The 22927-nt window shown below is 39.8% G+C and carries 23 protein-coding genes; 21 read left to right on the forward strand and 2 right to left on the reverse strand.

Annotation, left to right across the window (positions count from 1 at the left end):
- Position 1 precedes the first annotated feature (1 nt).
- The 14 genes from abc-f (at position 2) to CYO89_RS09590 (ending at position 15448) form a co-directional block, all read left to right on the forward strand.
- On the forward strand, positions 2-1933 hold the full coding sequence (gene abc-f, locus CYO89_RS09525; protein ID WP_103598103.1) for a ribosomal protection-like ABC-F family protein: 1932 nt from the start codon (positions 2-4) through the stop codon (positions 1931-1933).
- A 1-nt stretch (position 1934) separates the two neighbouring features.
- Positions 1935-2057: a hypothetical protein gene (locus tag CYO89_RS10645; protein WP_258032564.1), complete on the forward strand. Its 123-nt coding sequence runs from the start codon at positions 1935-1937 to the stop codon at positions 2055-2057.
- A gap of 386 nt (positions 2058-2443) precedes the next feature.
- On the forward strand, positions 2444-3955 hold the full coding sequence (locus tag CYO89_RS09535) for a DKNYY domain-containing protein (protein WP_103598104.1): 1512 nt from the start codon (positions 2444-2446) through the stop codon (positions 3953-3955).
- Positions 3955-5400 (forward strand): DKNYY domain-containing protein, encoded by a 1446-nt coding sequence (locus tag CYO89_RS09540; protein WP_103598105.1) that lies wholly within the window; start codon positions 3955-3957, stop codon positions 5398-5400. Before CYO89_RS09535 ends, CYO89_RS09540 begins: the two co-directional genes overlap by 1 nt.
- 125 nt (positions 5401-5525) lie before the next feature.
- Positions 5526-7466 carry a BCCT family transporter gene (locus tag CYO89_RS09545; RefSeq protein ID WP_103598106.1) on the forward strand — a complete coding sequence of 647 codons (1941 nt, stop codon included), beginning with the start codon at positions 5526-5528 and terminating at the stop codon, positions 7464-7466.
- 700 nt (positions 7467-8166) lie between these two features.
- A complete protein-coding gene (locus CYO89_RS09550; RefSeq protein WP_103598107.1) occupies positions 8167-8619 on the forward strand; it encodes a hypothetical protein in 453 nt (150 codons plus the stop codon).
- A 152-nt stretch (positions 8620-8771) separates the two neighbouring features.
- Positions 8772-10145 (forward strand): sodium-dependent transporter, encoded by a 1374-nt coding sequence (locus CYO89_RS09555; RefSeq protein ID WP_103572329.1) that lies wholly within the window; start codon positions 8772-8774, stop codon positions 10143-10145.
- A gap of 3 nt (positions 10146-10148) precedes the next feature.
- A complete protein-coding gene (locus CYO89_RS09560) occupies positions 10149-11261 on the forward strand; it encodes a hypothetical protein (RefSeq protein WP_103598108.1) in 1113 nt (370 codons plus the stop codon).
- Positions 11262-11269: 8 nt separating this feature from the next.
- Positions 11270-12472 (forward strand): M48 family metallopeptidase, encoded by a 1203-nt coding sequence (locus tag CYO89_RS09565; protein WP_103598109.1) that lies wholly within the window; start codon positions 11270-11272, stop codon positions 12470-12472.
- Positions 12462-13274 carry a peptide chain release factor N(5)-glutamine methyltransferase gene (gene prmC, locus CYO89_RS09570; RefSeq protein WP_103598110.1) on the forward strand — a complete coding sequence of 271 codons (813 nt, stop codon included), beginning with the start codon at positions 12462-12464 and terminating at the stop codon, positions 13272-13274. The genes CYO89_RS09565 and prmC overlap by 11 nt, the downstream gene beginning before the upstream one ends.
- A 10-nt stretch (positions 13275-13284) precedes the next feature.
- On the forward strand, positions 13285-13764 hold the full coding sequence (locus CYO89_RS09575) for a DUF4149 domain-containing protein (RefSeq protein WP_103598111.1): 480 nt from the start codon (positions 13285-13287) through the stop codon (positions 13762-13764).
- The gene (locus tag CYO89_RS09580) at positions 13748-14530 is read left to right on the forward strand and encodes a threonine/serine exporter family protein (protein WP_103598112.1); all 783 of its coding nucleotides are present in this window, start codon (positions 13748-13750) and stop codon (positions 14528-14530) included. Before CYO89_RS09575 ends, CYO89_RS09580 begins: the two co-directional genes overlap by 17 nt.
- Positions 14523-15038 carry a threonine/serine exporter family protein gene (locus CYO89_RS09585; protein WP_009293668.1) on the forward strand — a complete coding sequence of 172 codons (516 nt, stop codon included), beginning with the start codon at positions 14523-14525 and terminating at the stop codon, positions 15036-15038. The genes CYO89_RS09580 and CYO89_RS09585 overlap by 8 nt, the downstream gene beginning before the upstream one ends.
- A 20-nt stretch (positions 15039-15058) precedes the next feature.
- Positions 15059-15448 carry a YbgC/FadM family acyl-CoA thioesterase gene (locus tag CYO89_RS09590; RefSeq protein ID WP_103598113.1) on the forward strand — a complete coding sequence of 130 codons (390 nt, stop codon included), beginning with the start codon at positions 15059-15061 and terminating at the stop codon, positions 15446-15448.
- A gap of 12 nt (positions 15449-15460) precedes the next feature.
- Here CYO89_RS09590 and CYO89_RS09595 read toward each other — a convergent pair whose 3' ends face one another.
- Both CYO89_RS09595 and CYO89_RS09600 read right to left on the reverse strand, forming a co-directional pair.
- On the reverse strand, positions 15461-16741 hold the full coding sequence (locus tag CYO89_RS09595; protein WP_103598114.1) for a hypothetical protein: 1281 nt from the start codon (positions 16739-16741) through the stop codon (positions 15461-15463).
- A complete protein-coding gene (locus CYO89_RS09600) occupies positions 16738-17229 on the reverse strand; it encodes a uracil-DNA glycosylase family protein (RefSeq protein ID WP_258032565.1) in 492 nt (163 codons plus the stop codon). The genes CYO89_RS09595 and CYO89_RS09600 overlap by 4 nt, the downstream gene beginning before the upstream one ends.
- 285 nt (positions 17230-17514) lie before the next feature.
- Here CYO89_RS09600 and rpmH point away from each other — a divergent pair, with 285 nt between their 5' ends.
- From rpmH to CYO89_RS09635, 7 genes are read left to right on the forward strand one after another with little or no spacing between them, the layout of a single operon-like run.
- On the forward strand, positions 17515-17649 hold the full coding sequence (rpmH, locus tag CYO89_RS09605; RefSeq protein ID WP_002940373.1) for a 50S ribosomal protein L34: 135 nt from the start codon (positions 17515-17517) through the stop codon (positions 17647-17649).
- Positions 17637-17972: a ribonuclease P protein component gene (gene rnpA, locus CYO89_RS09610; protein WP_035142427.1), complete on the forward strand. Its 336-nt coding sequence runs from the start codon at positions 17637-17639 to the stop codon at positions 17970-17972. Before rpmH ends, rnpA begins: the two co-directional genes overlap by 13 nt.
- A complete protein-coding gene (gene yidD, locus CYO89_RS09615) occupies positions 17969-18310 on the forward strand; it encodes a membrane protein insertion efficiency factor YidD (RefSeq protein ID WP_103598116.1) in 342 nt (113 codons plus the stop codon). Before rnpA ends, yidD begins: the two co-directional genes overlap by 4 nt.
- The gene (gene yidC / locus CYO89_RS09620; protein ID WP_103598117.1) at positions 18311-19873 is read left to right on the forward strand and encodes a membrane protein insertase YidC; all 1563 of its coding nucleotides are present in this window, start codon (positions 18311-18313) and stop codon (positions 19871-19873) included. It begins immediately after the preceding gene.
- Positions 19870-20967 carry a Jag N-terminal domain-containing protein gene (locus CYO89_RS09625; protein WP_103598118.1) on the forward strand — a complete coding sequence of 366 codons (1098 nt, stop codon included), beginning with the start codon at positions 19870-19872 and terminating at the stop codon, positions 20965-20967. Before yidC ends, CYO89_RS09625 begins: the two co-directional genes overlap by 4 nt.
- A complete protein-coding gene (gene mnmE, locus CYO89_RS09630) occupies positions 20964-22289 on the forward strand; it encodes a tRNA uridine-5-carboxymethylaminomethyl(34) synthesis GTPase MnmE (RefSeq protein ID WP_103598119.1) in 1326 nt (441 codons plus the stop codon). The genes CYO89_RS09625 and mnmE overlap by 4 nt, the downstream gene beginning before the upstream one ends.
- A 42-nt stretch (positions 22290-22331) precedes the next feature.
- Entirely contained in the window at positions 22332-22913 is a 582-nt protein-coding gene (locus CYO89_RS09635; RefSeq protein ID WP_103598120.1) for an NAD(P)H-dependent oxidoreductase, read from the forward strand.
- The last annotated feature ends 14 nt before the right edge of the window (positions 22914-22927 follow it).

Consider the following 22927-nt stretch of genomic DNA (forward strand, 5'->3'; position numbering starts at 1 on the left):
AATGGCATTAATCGACCTGATAGACGTAAGTAAAAAATTTGGCGCAAATGAAATTTTAAACAGCGTAAGCCTTAGCGTAAATGAAAATGAAAAGATAGCGATCATCGGTAAAAACGGCAGCGGCAAAAGCACGCTTATGAAGATCATCTCTGGCGAGGTGGTAGCAGATAGCGGCAGACGCATAGTGCAGAGCTTAATAAGCGTCGAGATGCTAGCGCAAAATCCAAATTTTAACGCCACATTTAGCGTAAGAGATGCGCTAAATAACGAGCTAAAAGAGATATTTGACACGATAAGCGAGTATGAAAAGAGCGGCGTCTTGCTAGCAAATGAGCCTGAAAACAAAGAAATTTTAAAAGAGCAAGAGAGACTTTTAAAATTTATAGAGGCAAAAGACGGCTGGAATATCGAGCATAAGATCGAGCGAATTTTGCAAGAATTTAAGCTAAAAGAGTATGAAAATAGACCAATTTGCTCGCTAAGCGGTGGCGAGATCAGGCGTGTGGCACTGGGTGCTCTTATCCTTAAAAAGCCAGATGTGCTTTTGCTTGATGAGCCTACAAACCACCTTGATGTCTATATGGTCAAATTTCTTGAAGATATGCTTAAAAGCTCAAATCAAAGCATAGTTTTTATAAGCCACGATAGGTATTTTATCGATGCTCTCGCTACTAGGTGCGTTGAGGTCGAGGATGCAAGCTTAAAAAATTTCGAGGGCGGATATGCAAACTATCTAACCAAAAAAGAGGAGATTTTAGCAAGCCTTGCAAAGTCGCATGAGACGCTGCTAAAACAGCTAAAGGCCGAAGAGGAGTGGCTAAGGCGCGGCGTAAAAGCTAGACTAAAGCGAAACGAGGGCAGAAAAGAGCGGGTGCTTGCTATGCGCGAGGAGGCTAAGAAAAATCCAGGTGTGATAAGACGAGTGAGGCTAGAGCTTGAGCGTGCTAGTAAAAATTTCAACCAAACGCAGAGCCAAAACCGCAAAAAAATGCTCTTTGAGTTTAAAAATTTAAGCAAGATCATAGACGGCAAGGTGCTTTTTGAGAAATTTGACGCAAGAGTCTTGCAGGGCGAGAGGATCGCCATAGTTGGGCGAAATGGCAGTGGCAAAAGCACGCTGCTTAAAATTTTACTAGGGCTTGAAAAACAAAGTAGTGGCGAGATAAAAAGGGGCGAAGTAAGTATCGGCTACTTTGATCAAGCTAGAAATGTCCTTGATGATGATAAGAGCCTTATAGAGACATTTTGCCCAAATGGCGGTGACCACGTGCTAGTTCGTGGGCGAAATATGCATGTTTATGGCTATCTTAAAAATTTCCTCTTTCCAAAGGAATTTTTAGATAAAAAGATAGGCGTTTTAAGTGGCGGCGAGAAAAACCGCGTGGCACTGGCGATGCTTTTTACTAAAACTTACGACGTGCTGGTGCTTGACGAGCCGACAAACGACCTTGATATCGCAACTATCAACATCTTAGAAGACTACTTGCAAAGCTTTGAGGGGGCTATCTTGCTAGTTAGCCACGATAGATATTTTGTCGATAAGATGGCAAATAAGCTCTGGGCGTTTGAGGGCACAAAGATAAATGTCTTGCACGAAGAGTACAGTGTCTATCTGGAGCTTGAGGATGAGATGAAAGAGCTTGATAAATTTGAAAAAGAGCTCTCAAATAGCCAAAATGAAGCCAAACAAAAGAGTAAATCTGGCGTAAAACTAAGCTACAAGCAAACGCAAATTTTAAACACATATCCAGATAAAATTTCAGCCCTTGAAGCAAGAGTCGCCGAGCTAAATGAGGGGCTTAGCGATCCTAAAATTTATCAAGAAGTGGGGCTTACTAAGCTTTATGAAGAGCTTGAAAAGGCAAAAGCTGAGCTTGAAAGCCTAGAAAATGAGTATTTTGAAGTGCTAGAGATCGCTGAGGAGCTCGAGTAGCTTGAAAAAGATCGGTAGGATAAGCGCACTAAATACGAGAGTTGTTAGGCAAAATTCTGTTGTAAGCCTTAGCATTATCGTTGATAAGATGAGATTTAGTGAGACATTTTCACCTGATATATAAATATGAAGTAGGCGATCTAGTCGAGATAAAATATAAAAAGGTTGGTTTTTTAAATAAGATAGATATTATTAGGCTAATCGCAAAAAGCAGCAAAGAGTCAGGAGTTTTTGCAAGGATTGCAAATTTGATCTTCATGCTTTGTTATTTTTATTTATGCTTTATTGCGTCAGTCTTTATTTATTATGGGGTTACGCTGGAATTTGATATTATTAGGCTTATTATTACATTAGCAGCCGCTTGTTTTCTGTTTTTGATGGGTAAATTTGCATATCTTAAGTTTTTGATTTTTAGATATTTTATATTTGGTTAGGTACTTTAAAATTTAAATTTATGAAAGGTTTTTGCGCCATGATGAGGTCGCTAAATTTATTTGAAACGAGGCTAAAATGCTAAAAAAACATCCACTAATCTCTGTAGTGATCGCCATTGTTGTGATATTTTTTGCTACCTACTTTTTTGTCTTTGGGTTAGTTTCTGTTTTAGATGACGACATTGGCGATAGTAAAGAGTTAAATAATAGCTATTTTTACGTCAAAGATGACAAGGTCTATGCTATGGTGCCAAGCGGCGGTAAATTTGAGCTAATAGGCGTGAGGGCCAGCAAATTTAGATACATTGACACCGGCAAATACGACAACAGAAACGTTGGCGCTAGTGATAAGGCGGTATATTGTGGCAACCTCGTGATGAGTGGGCTTGATCCAAATGGCGTTAGGGCGCTTGGCAATGGCTATTTTGGCGATGGCAAGATAACATATTTTTGTGATAGCGAAAGCGAGACAAACCTCGAAATATCCGCACTTAAAGAGTTTTGGGATATCTTCTCACATAAAATGTTTAAAACCCCAAAAGCGCAAACTCATATCTATAAATTTAGGCAGGTTGATAACGCTAATTTAGCTGCGATCTTGGGCTTTGGCTATGCAAGCGACGGAGTAAAGGTCTATCATGATGGCAAAGAGCTAGAGGGCGCAAATGCCAGCAAAATGCGATACATCGAGCAGGCATCTGGCAGAAAGAGCATACATTTTACGACTGACGGAGAAAATGTCTATTATGACAGCACAAAACTAGGGATCAAATTTAGCCCGCAAATGCGTGATATCGGCGAGATATGGCGCATTCACTATCTGTATGAGCCAAATTCTGGCATGGTCTATGCAAATGATCACGAATTTGACCCCCAATTTGCCCCATACGAACCGCTTTTTAACCTAGAAGACAGGCACACCTATCATGCGCTCTTTCGCGGCAAAGGCGGGATCTATCACTGGGAGCGAAAGTGGCAGTGGTATAACAGCATAGATGAGGGCGAGTTTGTAAGAGACGGAGACGATCCGTTTAAAGGCGAGATAACGCCGCTATATGGCGACGTGGTGATAAGTGATGGCAAGACATATTTTCTAAAAACCTATGAAATTTGGCACAACACAAAAAATGATCACAGCCTAAGCTCACGCCACACGTGTATCGTAAGGCTTGATACAAAAGAGCAGTGGCGAAAGATCGGCCTTGTAAGAAACGATGGCTACGGAGCGGTTTATGCAAACGGAGATAAGACCTATTATTTTGATAACGTCGGCTACGGCTGGCGTTTTAACAGCAGTGTGTATGATATAAACGACCTTGGCGTGGTTGAAATTCTCACTCGTCCTTATGGTCCAAATGTTAAGAATTTAAAACTTGATGAGATAGTAAAAATGGTAGATCAAGGCGCTATGACGCCAGCTGAGGGCGAGGTGGTGATCGATGCGATAAGCGACTTTGATGATTACTCGCAAAAATATGCCTACTGGATATTTCTTGCCATTGCATTTGTGGCCTCGGTGGTTGGCGCTATTTTTAAAAATAAAAAGCAAGCAAATAAGCTTAAAAAAAGGGTGGATGATTATAGATAATGAGAAAAATTGCGACTAAGATACTTTATCTTTTTGTCATTTTGACGCTATTTTTTGTTTTGGCGATGCTTTATCTCTGGCATGAGGGCGAGTATCAAAGAGGCTTTGCAAACATAGATAATAGCGAGTTTTACCGCTCGCCTGAGGGTAAAATTTACGTTCAAATTTCAGGCAGTGGCAAGTATGAGCTAAAAGGCGTCGATGAGGCTAGTTTTAGGGTCTTAAAGCTAAAACACGCATACGACTACTCAAACGTGGCGGCTGATAAAAATCATGTCTATTGCGCTAGAGAAATTTTACCTGATCTTGATCCAAAAAGTGCCAAAGTGCTTGGCAATGGCTATATAAGTGATGGCAAGATAAGCTATTATTGTGGCACTAGAAGCGAGAAAGAGGCGGGATTTAGCGAATTTGGCGCCATTATGAAAAACCTTGTTCACGTTTTTATAAAAAGCTACGATGATAGCCCTTATTTTTACAGGGCAAAAAGGGTTGAAAGCACAAATTTAGAGCCTATATTTGACGCTGGCTTTGCAAGAGATGGCGGCACGCTTTACTATAAGGGCGAAAAGGTTGACGCACAGCCTAGCGAGCTAAGATACATCACGGCAGAAAATGGCGCTCCTAGCGGATATTACACAGATGGCAAAAGCCTATTTTTAGGCTTTTATAAGCTTGATACAAGATATTCAGATGAGACGCGCCGAATATGCTACGATGCTAAGCACGATATAGAATATCTTTTTGAGCCAAAAAGTGGGGCTGTGTTTGCAAATGAGCGTAAATTTAGCGCTCAAAATATGCCTTATAGCGCCATTTATAGCGTGGATAACGTGCACTCGTTTTGGCCTCTTTTTGCCAGCAAAGATGGAATTTACTTTTGGGATGGCAGTAAAAACGAGCAGGCTAAAATTTCAGACTACCAGCTAAAAGGCGAGCTAAAAAGGCTCTATGCTGACGTTTTTGTAGATGAGAGCTCAGCGTATTTCTTGCAGCAAGGTGAAGAGTGGCGGCGCTCAAAGCATGGCAGGCACTTAGAGGCGCAAACAGTCTCTTTATATAAATTTGCCCCAAGCTCCTCTTGGCGTGAGGTAGGGCTGGTAAAAGATGGCGAGTATGGCGCAGTCTATGCAAACGGCGATAAGCTCTATTTTTTTAGCAAGATAAAGCCATTTTATGGCATAAAACATAGCGTTTATGAGGTGGCTGATCTTAGCGTAATAGAAATTTTAACAAGAGCGTCTAAAGAGCTTAGCGCAAAAGATATCAGCGATATGATAAAGCGTGGCGAGCTAGTGGAGGTAAGCGGCGAAGAGGTCGCAAGGTCGAGGATAGAGTATGACTCGCCAAAGATCATTTTGTATATCACATTTGGCATCGCTTTTGTCGTCATAGTGCTAACAACCCTTGCAAAACCAAAGAGAGATAAAAGCGACTTGAGATAAATTTCGAAGTGGCTATTTTTGGTGGCTAGAGCTTAAAATTTCATAAAAATTTAAAGAGAAAATTTGGCCTATTTACTCTTTTTTGTTATTTTAAGGCAAAACTGAAATTTATAAAAAGGAGAAAGATGTTTAAATTTCAAAGGTCAAAATTTAACAATTCAGTATTTATCCCATCGCTTATTGTCATATTTTTAATAGTGGCATTTGCAGCGATATTTCCAAATTTCTCAAATGAGTTTTTTAAGGGTATGCAAAACTACATCGCGGCCAAATTTGGCTGGTTTTATATCCTAGTCGTTGCCGTCATACTGCTAAGCGTCATCATTCTTGGCTTTAGTAAGCTTGGCGAGATCAAGCTTGGAGCTGATCACGTAAAGCCAGAGCACAAAAATATCTCGTGGTTTTCTATGCTTTTTGCTGCTGGCATGGGCATAGGTCTAGTATTTTTTGGTGTGGCCGAGCCGCTCATGCACTATCTAAACCCACCAGTTGGCGACGCGCAAACTATCGCAGCGCAAAAGCTTGCGTTGAATATCACATTTTTTCACTGGGGCATGAGCGCATGGTCAGTTTATGCTATCGTAGCGCTAATTCTAGCCTTTTTCTCGTATAGACACGGCTTGCCACTAACGCTTAGATCGGCGTTTTATCCGATCATCGGAGATAAAATTTACGGCAAGATAGGCAACGCTATCGATACATTTGCCGTCGTGGCGACGCTTTTTGGCGTGGCGACCTCTCTTGGATATGGCGTACTTCAGGTAAATGCGGGTCTTACACACGTTTTTGGGCTGCCAACCATGCACATCACGCTTTTAATAGTGCTTTGTTTTGCGGCTACTATCTCAGCGGCAAGTGGTGTGGATAAGGGCATCAAAATCTTATCAAACGCAAACATCGCGCTAGCTATATGCTTTATGTTTTTGATACTATTTTTAGGCGATACGACGCAGCTTTTAAAGTCATTTGTGCAAAACAGCGGCGACTACGTCTCTACGCTCATTTCAAACACATTTAACCTCTACGCCTACGAGAAGCAAAATGATAGCTGGCTTGGCGGCTGGACGCTGCTATACTGGTCTTGGTGGCTCTCTTGGTCACCATTTGTGGGGCTATTTATCGCTAAAATTTCAAAAGGCAGGACGATAAGAGAATTTGTGGTCGGCGTGCTTCTCGTGCCAACTGGCTTTACCTTTGCTTGGATGAGCTTTTTTGGTAACTCGGCGATCGCTTTGGTGCAAAGTGGCTTTAGCGAGCTAGCAACGACTGTAAATTCCGACTCAGCCTCAGCACTTTTTATGTTTTTGGAGAAATTTAGCTTCTCAGGCGTGCTAAGCGTGATCGCAGTCTTTATGATCGTCATATTTTTTGTCACTTCTGCAGACTCTGCGGCGATCGTGATGAATATGCTTTGCTCAAACGGCAAGGACGATACGCCAGTTTGGCAAAAGGTCTTTTGGGGTGTTACGGTGGGCGTCGTGGCGGCATTTTTGATGCTAGCAGGTGGTCTTGGCTCACTTCAGGCACTTACGATCACGACAGCACTGCCATTTGCGATCGTACTGCTTGGTGCTATTTACGGGCTATTTAAAGCCTTGCGCGTGGATCTAACCAAAAAAGAGACAAATAACTTTAGTAACATGCCTCTTAGCGATCTTTCAAAGCCGTGGCAAGAGCGCCTAAGTGCGATCATCACGCTTCCAGGCAAGAAAGATGGCAAGAAATTTTTAAACGAAGTCGTGATAAAAGCCTTTAACGAGCTAAAAGAGGAATTTGCTAAAAATGGGCTTGAGGCAAAGGTCACAAATGGCGAAAATTTTGTAAATTTAAACGTCGGGCTTGGCGATGAGATGGACTTTAGATATGGCGTCTATCTCACCAAAAGCCAGAGCCCAGACTACACCAGAGAGCTTGACGGCGATGATCTTTACTATAGAGCCGAGGTCTATCTAAAAGAGGGCGGTCAGGACTACGACGTGCTTGGCTGGAGCGAAGCCACGCTGATAAATGACGTCATCGAGCAATACCGCAAACACATGCAGTTTTTACACGTCGTTAGAGAGTAAATTTGAGTGAAATTTGCCTAGATTTTTAAAATTCTGGGCAAATTTGCAAATTTAATCAAGCTATTTTGCAAATTTTAAAATTCCATTCACTTCTAAGAATTGACTACTAAAATTTGGCTTCGCTCATCGCTTAGCTCAAATTTTAGAGCCGAAATTACTCGTTTATGAAATTTTAAAATTTGTCTGACATTTATTTGACTTGATAAAAAGAAATTTGCAAATTTTAAAATCTTATTCACTCGCCTTAGCAACTTACTAAATTTAGGGCTCATAACTATTCGCCACTAAATTTAGAAGCGTGATATGCTCGCTCATAAATTTTAAAATTTGCTATAGTTTTTAACTACATGCGGCACGACAGTGCTATCGCATTAACCTCTAACGTCGTCGGGGTTAGGGGATTGTTAAGGGGGAAGGGAGCGACTTCGTAATTCAAGCCTCTTCCCCCTTAACAAAGAAATAAAACTTTAAATTTCTAAAAATCTTTTTTTGTAAATTTTAAAATTCCATTCACTCGCAAGAATTGACTACTAAAATTTGGCTTCGCTTACAGCTTAGCTCAAATTTTAGAGCCGAAATTACTCGTTCATGAAATTTTAAAATTTGCTCATTAACTGCCACGTAAAATTATAAAACCACCATAAATTTTTATATAATCCCTCTTTTATAAAGGTGTAGCGATCTTACAAAAGGGAGACAAATGAGCCAGAAAAGTCCAGTTTTAAATTTTACACCAGCTGATGATGAGGTGCTTGCTTTTTTGTCAAATTTGGGTCAAAAATGGCACAAAAGCGATGATGTAGCAAATTTTATAGAGCGAAATTTTACCTTTGTCGGTTCAAAACCGCTTTTGCAAAATTTAAAAGATTATAAAACAGCTGATTATAAAAATTTATCTGATATTAAAAATTTTCTAGGTTCATATCCAAGCATTCAAAGTAAAATTTTAAACGGCGAGATAGGCTACGTTGGTGATGGTCTAACTAGCCTAGAGCTTAAATTTGTGCCTGAATGCTTTTATGATTTTTTAAAATTTATGGTAGAGAATGTCCCGCAACATCACTATTTTTGCAGCCAAAAAGATGGCTGGATATTACTCATTGCGATGGAGGGATATGTAGAATTTGGTGTTTTAGATAAACAAACTTTTTGAATAAATTTACACGCAAATTTAAAAATAAATTCCGTCCATAAAAGTCCTAAAATTTAGCAAAAAAGCCAAATTTACACGCAAGCATCGCCTTTTGCTAGCAAAATTTAATCATTTTTTTTATATAATCCAAATTTTTCACAAAGGTAGATAATATGGATAGAAAATCGTGGAGTTCGAGACTTACATACATTTTAGCTGTTGCAGGGGCTACGGTCGGCTTTGGCGCGACGTGGCGGTTTCCTTACCTAGTCGGTCAAAACGGCGGCGGGGCCTATGTTCTCGTGTTTTGCATAGCGATGATAGTCATTGGTATTCCTATGATTTTGGTTGAAAACGCCATCGGTAGGCGCCTAAAGTGCAACGCCGTAGATGCATTTGGTGGCACAGTAAATGGCAAAAAGATCAGCAAAAAGTGGCAGATAGTGGGCTGGATGGGGCTTGTTGGCGCATTTGGCATCATGGCTTATTATATGGTTATCGGCGGCTGGGTCTTAAACTATATCGCTCAAATTTCATTTGGCCTGCTTGATCTCTCGCACATCGTGAGCTTTGAGCAAACTAGCGCATTTTACGAGCAAAATATCGTTAGCAACCCGCTAGCCATCAGCTTTGCAACCCTTGTTTTTGTTCTGGTTAATTACGCTATCTTGGTGCAAGGTGCAGTTGGTGGCATCGAGCGCTCAGCAAAATATCTAATGCCGCTTCTTTTTATCTTGATGCTCGTCATGATCGCTAAAAACATCACGCTTGGGGGTGCGATGGAGGGTGTGAAATTTTACTTAACGCCTGATTTTTCAAAGATAAATTTAAAGCTTTTTGTCGAGGTTTTGGGGCAGGTTTTCTTTGCGCTTTCGCTTGGATTTGGCGTGATGATAACGCTTTCAAGCTTTGTAAAAAAGGACGAAGGCTTAGTTAAAATTTCTATCATCACAGGCATCTTAAACACCGTCATAGCCGTGCTTGCTGGCTTTATGATATTTCCGTCGCTCTTTAGCTACGGCGTCTCGCCAGATAGCGGTCCTAGCCTAGTTTTCAAGTCACTTCCGATCGTTTTTTCGCACATGCCTTTTGGCGGATTTTTCGCGGTTGCATTTTTTGCGCTTCTTATGATCGCTGCGCTTACGACGTCGCTGCCGATATATGAAGTGATCATTACCACACTGCAAGAGAAATTTAAGATAAAACGCAAAAAAGCGATATTTTTAGTGCTTAGTGTCATCTTCGTGCTTGGGAATTTGCCCTCACTTATGGCTACAAATTTACTAAGTCATGTGAGCATTTTTGGTAAAAATATCTTTGACGCATATGACGCGATAAGTGCGACCATATTTTTCGTGCTGACCTCGCTTGGATGTGCGATATTTGTGGGCTGGGTGCTAAAAGATGAAGCGAAAAAAGAGATCTTGCAAGGTAGCGAAAAGTACGCAAAGCTTATAAATATTTGGTTTTTCTATATCAAATTTATCGTGCCTTTTGTCATTTTGGTGCTATTTATCAGTAGTTTTTACGACAACTTTTTGAAGTAAAATATGCGTGAGCTTGTAAATTTTGATAGTGGTGAGCGCCTAAGACTTAGCGTAGAGTGTAATGCTTTAGTGAGCGTGAGCCAAAAAGGCGGCAAAACAAAGCAGAGCAAAAAAGAATTTGCAAGCGAGACGGAGGCTATAAAAGCCTGCGTCAAAAAAGAGTGGGAGAGCCTAAAAAAGGGCTTTATATTGCAAGATAGCGAGGCAAAAGCTGGTGAAGCGAGTCTGCATGTCTATATCGGTGGTGGATACACTGGAGCGCTTTCGTTTGCAGGCTTAAGAGATGAAATTTACGTTTATAAAAGTGGCGGTCCAAAAGATGGTGACAAGCCTAGTGATATTTTGGTGAGGCTTGATCGAAGTGGCGCTATAAAAGAGCAGATCGTCTTGCCAAAGCCGCTTGCATGGGACGCCGAGCGCGCAGGCGAAAATTTGCTTTTAGATCTTGATCATGAAATTTACATTTTTGAGCCAAAAGAGGCTAAATTTCGTGAAATTTTAGCCGAGCAAAATGTTAAAAAAGGTAGCGAGATAGCTAGCTTTATCTGTGCTTCAAATGATGTAGCCGTCTTTGGTATGTTTGGGCAGATTTTTACTTTTTATGAAGGTAAAATTTTAAAGATCGGCGAGTATAAATGTAGCGAAAAAAGCTACGCACCGATACTTTGTGCGGCGCTAAACGCTGATGCTAGCATGCTTGCACTTTGCACCAAAGAAAATGAGCTGCAAATTTTAAATGTAAAAAATGGCGAAATTTTAAGCGAGCTAAGAGCAGAATTTGGCGTGCTTGATAAAATTTGCTTTTTAGACGAAAACACGCTTTTGCTTAGGCAGTATCCTGAAAACAAGCTATTTTGCCTTGATATCAAGAGCGCAAAAGTGACAAAGCAGCATTGGATAAAGGATGAGTACCTAAGAGTGAGCGAGTTTTGCGTGGAGGCTGGCAAGCTTGTGGTGATAGATCAAAGCAGGGGCTACGCTATCAATCTAAAAAGTGGCAACGCGATGGCGGAATTTACGCTAGATCACGTCGTAAAAAACTGCGAGGCTAAATTTATAGATGGCAAGCTCGCAGTTAGAACGGACTATGGCTGCTTTAGTCTTTATGAAATTTAAGGGAGAATATGTTTTATACACTTTTATTTATCTATATTTTTTATGTGATTTTTAAGCTTTTTTTGGCGAATTTGCAGATCGGCTTTGTAAGAGCTGAGGCTAAAAAAGAGCCAGTGGTGCTTGAAGCGAGCGAATATAAAAACGCCGCAGTTGCCGCCGTGACAAACCTAAAATTTGAAATTTTTAGCCTCATCTATCACGCCATTATTTTCTTTGCGTGGATAAGCTTTGGGCTAAAGATGCTCTCAAGTGTTTGCCTAAAAGATGGCACTATGCTTGAAAATATCATATTTGTGATGAGCTTTTTGCTGATCTCGTCGCTTCTTGATCTACCGCTAAATATCTACGAGAGCTTTGTAAAGGACAAAAAACTAGGCTTTTCAAACATGAGCGCAAAGATATTTTTAGTTGATACTATAAAGTCGCTAGCGCTAATGCTCGTTTTTGGCTCGGCCTTCGTCTGGCTCGTGCTTTTATGTATAAATTTTCTTGGAGAGTTTTGGTGGTTTTGGGCATTTTTGCTAAGTTTTGGCATCGCTTTAATCATAAATTTAATATATCCAACGCTCATCGCGCCTATCTTTAATAAGATGTCACCGCTTGAAGATGGCGAGTTAAAGGGCAAGATAGAGGGCTTACTTGCAAAATGTGGCTTTAAAAGTAGTGGCGTTTATACGATAGATGCTAGTAAGCGCGACAACCGCTTAAATGCCTATTTTGGCGGGCTTGGAGCGACAAAGCGAGTGGTGCTTTTTGACACGCTGATAAAAAAGCTAAGCACCGCAGAGATCGTGGCGGTTTTGGGGCATGAACTTGGGCACTTTAAACATAAAGATATCCTAAAAATGATAGCACTAAGTGCGGTCATGCTATTTTGTCTATTTTTTATCTTTGGAAACGTTAGTGCTGGTGCATATGAGGCGATAGGACTAGGGCAAAATGGCGCTAGTATCATCATCTTTTTGGTGCTTTTCTCGCCTATTTTTAGCTTTCTTTTTTCACCGATCATCTCGCACTTTAGCCGTAAAAATGAATTTGGCGCAGATAGATTTTCAAAAGAAATTTCAAACAAAACCGACATGATAAACGCCCTAACCAAGCTTGGCAGCGAAAACAAAGCATTTCCAAAGTCGCACTGGCTTTACTCATTTGTCTATCACTCGCACCCAAGCCTTTTTGAGCGGATAAATGAGCTAGAAAATGAGAGTTGAAGAGGCTCTAAAAGAAGCAAATTTAAGGCTAAAGCCGCTTTGTGAAAACCCAAGCAGGGTGGCTAAAATTTTGCTCATGAGCTACCTTGATGTGAGCATCGAGTGGATATTTTTAAACCAAAAGAGCGAATTTGACGATGTCGGTTACTTTGCCCTTGTAAAGCGCTTTGAAAACTACGAGCCACTTGAGTACATCACTGGCAAGGCTGGCTTTTATGGGCTGGAGTTTGAGGTAGAAAGTGGCGTTTTGATACCGCGCCCTGAGACTGAAATTTTAGTTGATAAAGTGCTAGAGATAGCAAGTGGCTATAAAGCGCCAAAGATCGCTGAGATCGGCACTGGCAGCGGGATAATAAGCGTCATGCTTGCCCTTAAAACAAACGCTAAAATAGTAGCCACCGATATAAATGAAAAGGCTCTGAAACTAGCTAAAAAAAATGCGCTTAAATTTAATGTAAGTGATAAAATTGAGTTTGTAAAATGCTCATATATCGATGAAATTTCTGGTGGTATCGACATCTTGGTCTCAAACCCACCATATATCGCGCGAGGCTATAAGCTTGATAAATTTGTGATAAACGAGCCGCATGAGGCGCTATTTGGTGGTGAGGTCGGAGATGAAATTTTAAAAAACATCATCCTTATCGCTAGAAATCGCGGCATAAAAAATATTGCCTGCGAGATGGGCTATGATCAAATGGCTAGCATGGAGATGGCGCTAAAATTTAATGGCTTTAAAAGCGCTTTTTACAAGGACTTAGCGGGCTTTGACAGGGGCTTTTGCGCGAGATTAAAACTATAAAGGAGAGAGATTGAGAAGTATCTATTTTTTACTATTAGCTGCGGTGATTGGTACTGAGCTGACGCTTGGAATTTTGGTCGCGCCAGTCATATTTTTCCCACAAAGCATCATAGGCGAGGGGGTGCTCACACATTTTATGAGCGGACAGATGATGACAAAGATATTTTTAAAATTTAACTACGTTTTGCTATTTGTAAGCGCATTTGTGGCGGTTAGCGAGCTCTTTGATCTAAGAAAAAAGCTTGCATTTTCACTAAAATTTAGCACATTTATGCTCTCGTTTTTAAATTTAGCCCTAGCACTAAGCTTTATCTTTATCTTTACGCCTTTTATCGTGCAAGCTCAAAGCCTAGGTGCTGATGCGACGCAGACAGCAGAGTTTGCTAAGATGCATAGCGCAAGCGAATATGTGATGAAAGTGATGCTTGTTTTGCAGCTCATTTTGTTTTTTGTGAAATTTAAGATCAGTCAAGATGAACGCCAAGCCTGATATCCAAATCTTAACAAATTTCCTCGCCGAATACACGACAGCGATGGTGAGCGCTGGCACATACACAGCGCGTGTAGAAAAGTGCGTCGACCGCATAGCTAAGCACTACGGATACGACGTTAGCGTGACCATTTTTGTGAAGTATTTTACCATTAGCGTGATGGACTCGCAGGATAACTCCTTGCGCCGAACTTATGTGAGAAAGATCCCTCTAGGGCAGGTTAGCTTTAACAGAATTTCTGAGCTATCTTCACTTAGCTGGCAAATTTTAGATGAGGGTTTAAGCTTAGACGAAGCTAAAAGGGGCTTTGAGGGTGTGATGAGTGTCAGTGCAAATAAATTTGCTAGCTCGCTTATCTTGATAAGCCTTGCAAATGCGGCATTTTGCAGACTTTTTGGAGGCGATGCTGGCTCAGTTGTTTGCATATTTTTTGCAACGCTTGTTGGCTACACTCTTAAATTTGCCCTTGCGAAAATGGGTGTAAATTTAAAGGTTCAATACGTCCTAACGTCCTTTGTCGTCTCATTTATCGCCTATCTTGGCGTATCTTACGGGCTTACACATACAAGCGACGTGGCGATAGGCTCGTCTGTGCTCTTTATGATGCCTGGCGTTTTTCTCATAAATTCAGTCTTTGATATCCTAAATGACAACACCCTTGTTGGCATCAGTAGAGCCATAAGCACGGGCATCCTCATACTTTGCATGGCTGTTGGCGTCTATATCACGCTAACGCTTAGCAGTGCGGAGATACTAAATGTTTGAGCTTTTGAGTGAAACGCTTGTAGATGCTGGCTTTGCTGCGGTGGCTGGACTTGGCTTTGCCTATGCTAGCTCGCCTCCAAAAAGAACTCTCATCTTTTGTGCCTTGCTCGCTGCATTTGCACATGCTAGTCGCTTTTGGATCATGCAGATGGGATTTTTTAACATCAGTGTCGCAACGCTCATTGTCTCTTTTATGAGCGGAATTTTAGGCATGCTCTTTGCCAAACGGCTAAAGGTGCCAGCTGAGATCATCGCATTTCCAGCGCTTTTGCCGATGGTTCCAGGAGTTTTTGCATATAAAGGGATCTTAGCACTTTTTTCATTTTTAAATGAGACAAGTATCGCTAAGAAAAATGAGTATTTGATCATATTTTTTGATAATGCCATCACGACTACAACGGTCTCGCTAGCGCTTGGTGTGGGCGTTTCTGTGGTGCTTATCTTGTTTTATGATCAATCACTTACGATAACTAGAGGCGCTAAAGGCAAGCCTAGTAAGAGCAAATGAAAATTTAAAGGAGCTTTGCTGTGAAGATAAGAATTTATTATGAAGATACCGATGCAGGCGGCATCGTCTATCATACAAACTATATTAAATATTGCGAGCGAGCCAGAAGTGAAGCTTTTTTTGAGGCTGGGCTAAATTTTACAAAAGAGGGCGGATACTTTGTTGTTTCAGCTCTTGAGGCTAAATTTCTCGCTTCAGCCGTGCTTGGCGACGAGGTTTTTGTGAGAACAAAGCTCGTAGAGCTTAAAAAGGCAAGCCTTGTTTTAGAGCAAGAAATTTATAAATTTGGTGAAAAAGATGCCGAAAAACTGCTCTTTAAAGCGACTATCACGCTAGCTTTTATGAAAGATGGCAGGCTAGCAAAGATAGATGAGAGCATGAAAACTTTTATAAATGAGGTTAAATTTTAGCAAGCAAAACTGCTAAATCTCGCTTGTGCTGTTTTGCTCCTGCGAATTTACCTCATTAAAGTGATCGCTTTTTGTATCATAAATTTTTACATCATATAAAACTTGCGAGCCCTCAACCCTCTCAGCAAAAATTTTGCTGGCATTTTTGTTTATGAAATTTGTATAGATATACTCCACTCCCAAGGCACTTGAGTAGCCGATCTGTGAGTATCTAAAATCAACTCCAAAAAGATCCCCAAGCCCTAAAAAACTCTCATCAAGTAAATTTAGTGAATTTGCCACAAAGAGGTTTTGCCTATCTCTTTGTGTGATGGCGCTAAAGATATTTGGCAAGAAATTTATTTGCGTGCTTAAAAGTGCGTAAGGCTTTATCTCAAAGCCTCTCATCTGCGTTGCTACAAGAGAAGCTTTAACTATAGGGATATTTAAAAAGACGCTTGCATTATCAAATTTAGACTTTTTGCTTAAAGTGTTGTTTAAATTTATATCTTTGCCAGTGATCGAGCTCTCGTAGTAGTCATTGCTTTGCATGCGTACATACTCATTTAGTTTTTGTGCTAGCGCGCTGCCATCGTCAAAGGCGACTATTTTTTCGTTGGCAAAAGCGAGCAGGGCTGAAATTTGCGCTTTATAATCAACCCCACCAAAGATCAAATTTGGCTTTGGAGCTGCCACGAAAGAGCTATGAACACTTGGGATGTAGATGAGTTCGTTTGGCAAGATGAGAGAATTTACTATGTTTGCGCCATTTTGAGTAAGGGCCGCTATGAAGTAGATAAAGCCCTCGTTTCTAGCGTTTTGAAGCGCGTTTTGAAGGCTAGGCAAACTCTCGTCGCTGCTATTTATAAATTTCACTTCTACATTTGCATCTTGCTTTAAGATATAGCTTAGAATCGCGTTTGATACGACATTTGCGTATGATTTTATAACCTTTTGAGGGATGATGACTGCTATCTTATCACTTGTGGCAAGCTTTAAAACCATCTCTCCGCCAAGCGAAGCGTAAAGGTCCAAAAGTGCCTTATCATCTATCTTTGCTGGCTCAAATCTCGCCATAAAGCTAGCTAGCATATCGCTCTTAATAAGCTCATTTAAGCAAGAGCTATCACAAAATTCTGACTCTAAATTTATGTAAGTGATCTTTGCTGGCGGTATGCTTGAGAGGCTTTGATTTTTAGTGATGTTGCTTTCAAATTTTGCCTCATTGAGCTTGTCTTGCATCTCGCTTAAGGCTTCATTTTGCGCTGCAAAAAGGCTTACAAATATAACTAAAAAAAGAAAAATTCTTTTCATATCACTCCCTTGATTTTTTTCAAATCATCTATAAAATTTTCTTCAAAACTTGGATTTTTGCTTATCCACTCTGGTGAAAAAGTTGGCATTATAAACCTATCATAATCTTTTAAAATGCTCCCTCTTATACTTGAAAATCCGCCCTTTGAGAGCAAATTTGGATAAAGATGCATGAAAGCTTCCTCTCCTAAAGTGATGATAATTTTTGGCTTAATAAACCTTATCTCTTCTAAAAGATATGGCCTACAAAGCTCAAACGAGCTCTTTAACGCTGGATTTTTCGCATCACTATTTGAAATTTCACAGCGCAAAAGCAAGCTTATATAAACACTATCTTTTTCTAAATTTAAGCCATTGTTTATAGCATTTTCTAAAATTTTGCCACTTGCGCCTTCAAAATAATCATCTTTTTTGCAAAGTGATACAAACATTATCTTGCTATTTTTATCGCCAAAGCCAGTAAAAACGCACTTTGAGCTATTTCTCAAAAAGCAAAGAGAGCACTTTTTTATCTCACTATTTAGCTCGTCTATGCTGTTATAATCTTGATATTTACTTAAATTAAGAAAATTTTCATCTATAAAATTGTAACCGATCGCTTTTAAAAAAAGTAATTTTTCTAAGAGATCTTTATTCTTATGAAATTTCATTTTTGGATTATAACTTGATTTACTTAAAGTTTAAATTATAGTTTTGTCGGGCTGATTTATTCAAAGGAATTTAAGTATTGCTTTGATAAAATCCCACTTTTTATATTAACTTTAAGGCTAGAAATGAAAAGGACTTATCAACCTCATAAAACCCCTAAAAAACGTACTCATGGCTTTCGTTTAAGAATGAAAACTAAAAATGGCCGCAAGGTTATCAACGCTAGACGTGCTAAAGGTAGAAAAAGATTGGCTGCTTAGCTGGTTTTGAGTCACTAAGTGACTCGAGAGAATTTTCTCAGGTTTATAAAGAAGCCAGCAAATGGCACTGCGACGCTTGCGTAGTTTTTTATAAACCTACAATTGAAAAAAAATTAGCAGTTGTTGCTAGCAAAAAAGTGGGAAAAGCAGTAGTTAGAAATAGAGCAAAGAGGCTTTTAAGAGCTGCTTTTTTTTCTATTTCTAATGAGCTAAAAGATGGCACTTACATTATGGTCGCAAAAAATGGAATTACAGAAATTTCATTTGACAAAATTTGTAAAAATTTGAGCTGGTCTACAAAAAAAATGGGATGTCTAAAATGAAAAAATTTGCGATTAAATTTATCGCTTTTTATCAAAAATATATTTCCATACTTCTGCCAAAAAGCTGTCGCTACTATCCGACTTGCTCACAATACGCCATTTGGGAATTTCAAACAAACAGCTTCTTCTCTGCTTTTTTTGCAACATTCATGCGAATTTTAAGATGCAATCAACTTTTCAAAGGCGGTATCAACTACCCAATCATCCGCAAAAAATTTAACTCATGTTTTATATTTCAAAAAAGCGATACCAAAAATGTAAATTTCTGGTTTATCCCTTGCAAAAATAGTAAATTTTATGTCGTAAAAGTATTAGATAAATTAAAGGAAAAAAATTAAATGGAACAGATGTCTATGCAAAAAAGGTTGCTTCTTGCAGCACTTTTGTCTATCGTATTTTTCATAGTATATGACTTTTTTATGCCAAAAAGAGCTCCACTAGAGCAAAACCAGACAACGATCTCTCAAACAATGGATCAAAGCAAAGCTCCAGCCTCTACTAACGATACTCCAAAATCAAATGAAAATTTAGCTTCAAACGAGATAATCGCTACCATTAAAGGTCAAAGCTACGAAGCAAAGATAGATAAGCTAGGTAGAATTGCGAAATTTTATCTCACCGAAGATAAGTACAAAACAGAAGATGGCAATAAAATCGAGCTTGTTTCACAAAATCCACTGCCGCTTGAGCTTAGATTTAACGATAGCACTTTAAATACTGATGCTTTTAAGGTTGCATATACATATAGTAGTGACGCTAGTGAGGTAGATGCTAGCAGTGAGCCTAAAACTATAAAACTTACTCAAAATTTAGACGGCGTTACAGTCACAAAAAATATCAAATTTTATCCAAATGGTCATTATGAGGTTGAAGTAAATTTAAGTAAAAGTGTTGATTATTTTATCACTCCTGGCTTTAGACCAAATATCGCGATAGATAGCTACACAGTTCATGGTGTCATGCTTAGAAATACAGACGATAGCCTAAATATCATAGAAGATGGCGATGCAAAAGAGGTTAAAAACTATGCAAACACAACTATAGCAGCCGCATCTGATAGATACTACACAGCGCTATTTTACTCATTTGATAAGCCATTTGAAGCCGTTGTGGATAAAGATGCAAATAACAATCCTATCGTCTTTGTAAAGGCAAACGATAGTCTAAAACTAGGCGCTTACATCGGACCAAAAGAGCATAAAATTTTAAGCTCGATGGATGAGAGGCTAAATGACGTTATCGAGTATGGTTGGTTTACATTTATAGCAAAGCCGATGTTTGCATTCTTAAATTTCTTGCATAACTACATTGGCAACTGGGGTTGGGCGATAGTTGTGCTAACGCTTGTTATAAGGATAGTTTTGTTCCCGCTTACTTATAAGGGCATGCTATCGATGAATAAGCTAAAAGAGCTTGCTCCAAAGGTAAAAGAGATCCAAACAAAATATAAAGATGATAAGCAAAAGATGCAAGTCCATATGATGGAGCTATACAAAAAACATGGCGCAAACCCGATGGGTGGCTGCTTGCCGATCTTGCTTCAAATTCCGGTATTTTTTGCGATCTACCGCGTTTTACTAAATGCGATCGAGCTAAAAGGTGCTCCTTGGATACTTTGGATACACGATCTTTCAGTGATGGATCCATACTTTGTGCTACCTATTTTAATGGGTCTAACGATGTTTTTACAACAAAAACTTACACCAACGACATTTACCGATCCTATGCAAGAAAAGGTTATGAAATTCTTGCCTTTGATCTTCACGTTTTTCTTTGTGACATTCCCAGCAGGTCTTACGCTCTACTGGTTTGTAAATAACGTTTGTTCGGTCGTTCAACAAGTCTTTGTAAATAAACTTTTTGAAAAACATAAAAAAGCTGCGGAGGTAAAGGCTCAATGAAAATAGAAGCAAATACTCTCCAAGAGGCATTTCAAAAGGCAGCCGAGCAGCTTAATTGTTCAGTCACTGAGCTTGATATAAAGGTCTTGCAACACCCAAGTGGTGGAATTTTTGGATTTTTTAAAAAGACAGCGATCATTGAGGCAAATTTAGAAAATCAGCCAAAACCACAACATAAACCAAAAAATGATAGAAATTTTGCTAAAAAAGGCGATGAAAACGAGCCTGCAAAAGAAGAGAAAAAACAGAGTAAAAAACACGATCATAATGATCACGATCATAATGATAAAAAGCGAAATCCTAAAAAGCATAAAGATGAGAAAAACGAGGCTAAATCTGAGCAAAAAGAGCATAAAAATGAAAAGCCAAATTTAAGCGAGAAAAACTCAGCTCTTGCAAAAGATGCCTTTGCTGAAAAGGGCGAAAAAGAGGCAGATGAGCCAGGATATGTCATAAAAAGACTTGATGAGCCAAAAGAGCAAAAAGAGACTAAAGGGACAAAAGAGCCACAAGCTAGCAAAAGTGCTCCTAAAAACATCCTAGATACTTCAATCATCGAAAATTTCAACCAAACTGATGAAGAGAGCGCACCTCAAGCTTTACCAAAAGAGAAAAAAGAGAAAGTTGTAATCGACTTTGATAAAATTTTGCCTGAGATAAAAGAGGGCATGACGCGTCTTTTTAAAGCAAGTTGCTTTGAGATAGACAAGGTAGAAGTTAGTAAATTTAACGATGAGACCGTGCTTATCGAGCTAGACGGTGCTGACGCGGCGCTACTTATCGGCAAAGAGGGCTATAGATATAAAGCGATCTCTTATATGCTCTATAACTGGCTAAATTCAAAATACAACCTTGCTATCCGCCTTGAGATCGCACAATTTTTGCAAAATCAAGAAGCGATGATGGATCAATATCTAAATGGCGTGATCGAGCGCGTGCAAAATAGCGGTAGAGCCCAAACAAAGCCACTTGACGGAGTTTTGGTCAAGATCGCACTTGAGAAACTTCGCGAGAAATTCCCAGATAAATATGTCGGCATAAAAAGCGGCAATGACGGCAAATTTGTCGTCGTAAATGACTTTTTTAAAAAATGAGTGAAACTATCGCAGCCCTTGCCACAGCTTATGGCATCGGCTCAGTTTCTATCGTAAGGCTTAGCGGCAAGGACGCCCTGGCCATCTCTTTAAAACTTCTTAAACTTTCAAATTTAGAGCCAAGATACGCAAAACTAGCCAAAATTTACTCCATTGATGATGAAATTTTAGACGAGGGCATCGTTATATATTTTAAGGCTCCAGCAAGCTTTACTGGCGAGGATATCGTCGAGTTTCAAACTCATGGTGGCGTGATGGTGAGTGAGAGAATTTTAAATGAGCTAATAAGAGCTGGCGCAAGGCTTGCAATGCCTGGCGAGTTTAGTAAGCGGGCATTTTTAAATGGCAAGATGGATCTAGCCAAGGCCGAGGCGATGCAAGGGCTCATCACTTCAAAAAGCGAGATCGCTGCTAAAATTTTGACCCGTCAGATGCAAGGCGATCTTAGTAAATTTGTAGGCGAGATCAGGGGCGAAGTGGTCAAAACTCTTGCCTTTGTTGAGACGATGATTGACTATGCCGATGATGATCTGCCTGCAAATTTGCTAGAGCAGACTAAGCAGATGCTTTTAAAAAATAGCGAGAAGCTAGAGCGCATAGCCACTCTTAGCGAGCAAAGAAGGGGGCTAATAGATGGCTTTAAGATCGCCATCGTCGGTAAGCCAAATGTTGGTAAAAGCTCTATTTTAAACTCATTTTTGGCATATGAAAGAGCGATAGTTAGCGACGAAGCGGGCACAACTAGAGATAGGATAGAAGAAAATTTTAAGATTGGCTCGCATCTAGTTCGCATAATAGACACCGCAGGCATCAGAAAAGACGCCGGAAAGATCGAGCAAATCGGCATAAACTACTCAATCTCTGCCATAAACGAGGCCGACATCATCCTAGCTGTCTTTGACGGCTCATCTTTAAGCGACGAGCAAGATAAAGAGATAATAAAGCTCGTTTCAAACTCAAATAAAAAAGCCTTTTTTATCCTAAATAAAAGCGATCTTGCGTTTAAATTTGACATAAATTTGGACGGCGCTATCAAAATTTCTGCAAAAACTGATACGAGCGTAGTTTTAAAAGAGCTTGAGGGCTATCTCAAGACGCAAGACACCGACGAGATCATGCTAAGCTCAAACCGCCAAATTTTAAGCTGCAAAGAGGCGAGCGAGGCTTTAAAAAGAGCGTTTTTAAGGCTAAGTGAAGAGGAGCTAGAAATTTTTGCTTATGAGCTAAATACCGCGATAAAGGCGCTTGCAAGCATCACAAAGCCATTTGAGAGAAGCGAAATTTTAGATGAGATGTTTAGCCATTTTTGTTTAGGAAAATGATACTTTTTTTGGCTAAAATCTACGCTTTTTAAAGGAGAGAATATGAAAATTTTACTTTTAAATGGCGGCAAAAAATTTGGCCATTCAGATGGCAGGCTCAATCAAACACTTCACGATCTTGCATGCGAAAAACTAGCAAAAATGGGTCACGAGGTAAAGCAAACCGTGATAGATCAAGGCTATGATATCGAGGCTGAAGTTGAGAAATTTCTCTGGATGGACGCAGTGGTTTGGCAGATGCCAGCTTGGTGGATGGGCGAGCCTTGGATAGTGAAAAAATATATCGACGAGGTCTTTACCGCAGGTCATGGCAAGCTTTATACGAGTGATGGTAGGCATAGGGTTGATCCTGCGAAAAACTACGGTAAAGGTGGCTTGCTAAATGGCAAACAATTTATGCTAAGTCTTACTTGGAATGCTCCAGCTGAGGCATTTAGTGATCCAAATGAATTTTTTGAGGCGCGCGGCGTTGATGGGGTTTATTTTCATTTTAGAAAGGCAAATGAGTTTTTGGGCTTAAAGTCGCTTCCGCACTTTATCTGCTGCGATGTTATCAAGATGCCAGACGTGCCAAGATACCTAAAAGAGTATGAGGCGCATCTTGAAAAAGTTTTCAAAGCGTAAAAACAAATTTCTGC

This window comes from Campylobacter concisus, from assembly GCF_002913765.1.
GTDB classification, from domain to species: domain Bacteria; phylum Campylobacterota; class Campylobacteria; order Campylobacterales; family Campylobacteraceae; genus Campylobacter_A; species Campylobacter_A concisus_BB.

Bases quoted from the DNA above. Each gene is read 5' to 3' on its own strand.
- CYO89_RS09625 (WP_103598118.1), top strand. From the start codon at position 19,870: ATGAAAATAGAAGCAAATACTCTCCAAGAGGCATTTCAAAAGGCAGCC.
- CYO89_RS09555 (WP_103572329.1), top strand. From the start codon at position 8,772: ATGGATAGAAAATCGTGGAGTTCGAGACTTACATACATTTTAGCTGTT.
- CYO89_RS09540 (WP_103598105.1), top strand. From the start codon at position 3,955: ATGAGAAAAATTGCGACTAAGATACTTTATCTTTTTGTCATTTTGACG.
- prmC (WP_103598110.1), top strand. From the start codon at position 12,462: ATGAGAGTTGAAGAGGCTCTAAAAGAAGCAAATTTAAGGCTAAAGCCG.
- CYO89_RS09545 (WP_103598106.1), top strand. From the start codon at position 5,526: ATGTTTAAATTTCAAAGGTCAAAATTTAACAATTCAGTATTTATCCCA.
- yidD (WP_103598116.1), top strand. From the start codon at position 17,969: ATGAAAAAATTTGCGATTAAATTTATCGCTTTTTATCAAAAATATATT.
- CYO89_RS09550 (WP_103598107.1), top strand. From the start codon at position 8,167: ATGAGCCAGAAAAGTCCAGTTTTAAATTTTACACCAGCTGATGATGAG.
- CYO89_RS09535 (WP_103598104.1), top strand. From the start codon at position 2,444: ATGCTAAAAAAACATCCACTAATCTCTGTAGTGATCGCCATTGTTGTG.
- CYO89_RS09585 (WP_009293668.1), top strand. From the start codon at position 14,523: ATGTTTGAGCTTTTGAGTGAAACGCTTGTAGATGCTGGCTTTGCTGCG.
- mnmE (WP_103598119.1), top strand. From the start codon at position 20,964: ATGAGTGAAACTATCGCAGCCCTTGCCACAGCTTATGGCATCGGCTCA.
- rpmH (WP_002940373.1), top strand. From the start codon at position 17,515: ATGAAAAGGACTTATCAACCTCATAAAACCCCTAAAAAACGTACTCAT.
- abc-f (WP_103598103.1), top strand. From the start codon at position 2: ATGGCATTAATCGACCTGATAGACGTAAGTAAAAAATTTGGCGCAAAT.
- CYO89_RS09635 (WP_103598120.1), top strand. From the start codon at position 22,332: ATGAAAATTTTACTTTTAAATGGCGGCAAAAAATTTGGCCATTCAGAT.
- CYO89_RS09565 (WP_103598109.1), top strand. From the start codon at position 11,270: ATGTTTTATACACTTTTATTTATCTATATTTTTTATGTGATTTTTAAG.
- CYO89_RS09595 (WP_103598114.1), bottom strand. From the start codon at position 16,741: ATGAAAAGAATTTTTCTTTTTTTAGTTATATTTGTAAGCCTTTTTGCA.
- CYO89_RS09560 (WP_103598108.1), top strand. From the start codon at position 10,149: ATGCGTGAGCTTGTAAATTTTGATAGTGGTGAGCGCCTAAGACTTAGC.
- CYO89_RS09580 (WP_103598112.1), top strand. From the start codon at position 13,748: ATGAACGCCAAGCCTGATATCCAAATCTTAACAAATTTCCTCGCCGAA.
- yidC (WP_103598117.1), top strand. From the start codon at position 18,311: ATGGAACAGATGTCTATGCAAAAAAGGTTGCTTCTTGCAGCACTTTTG.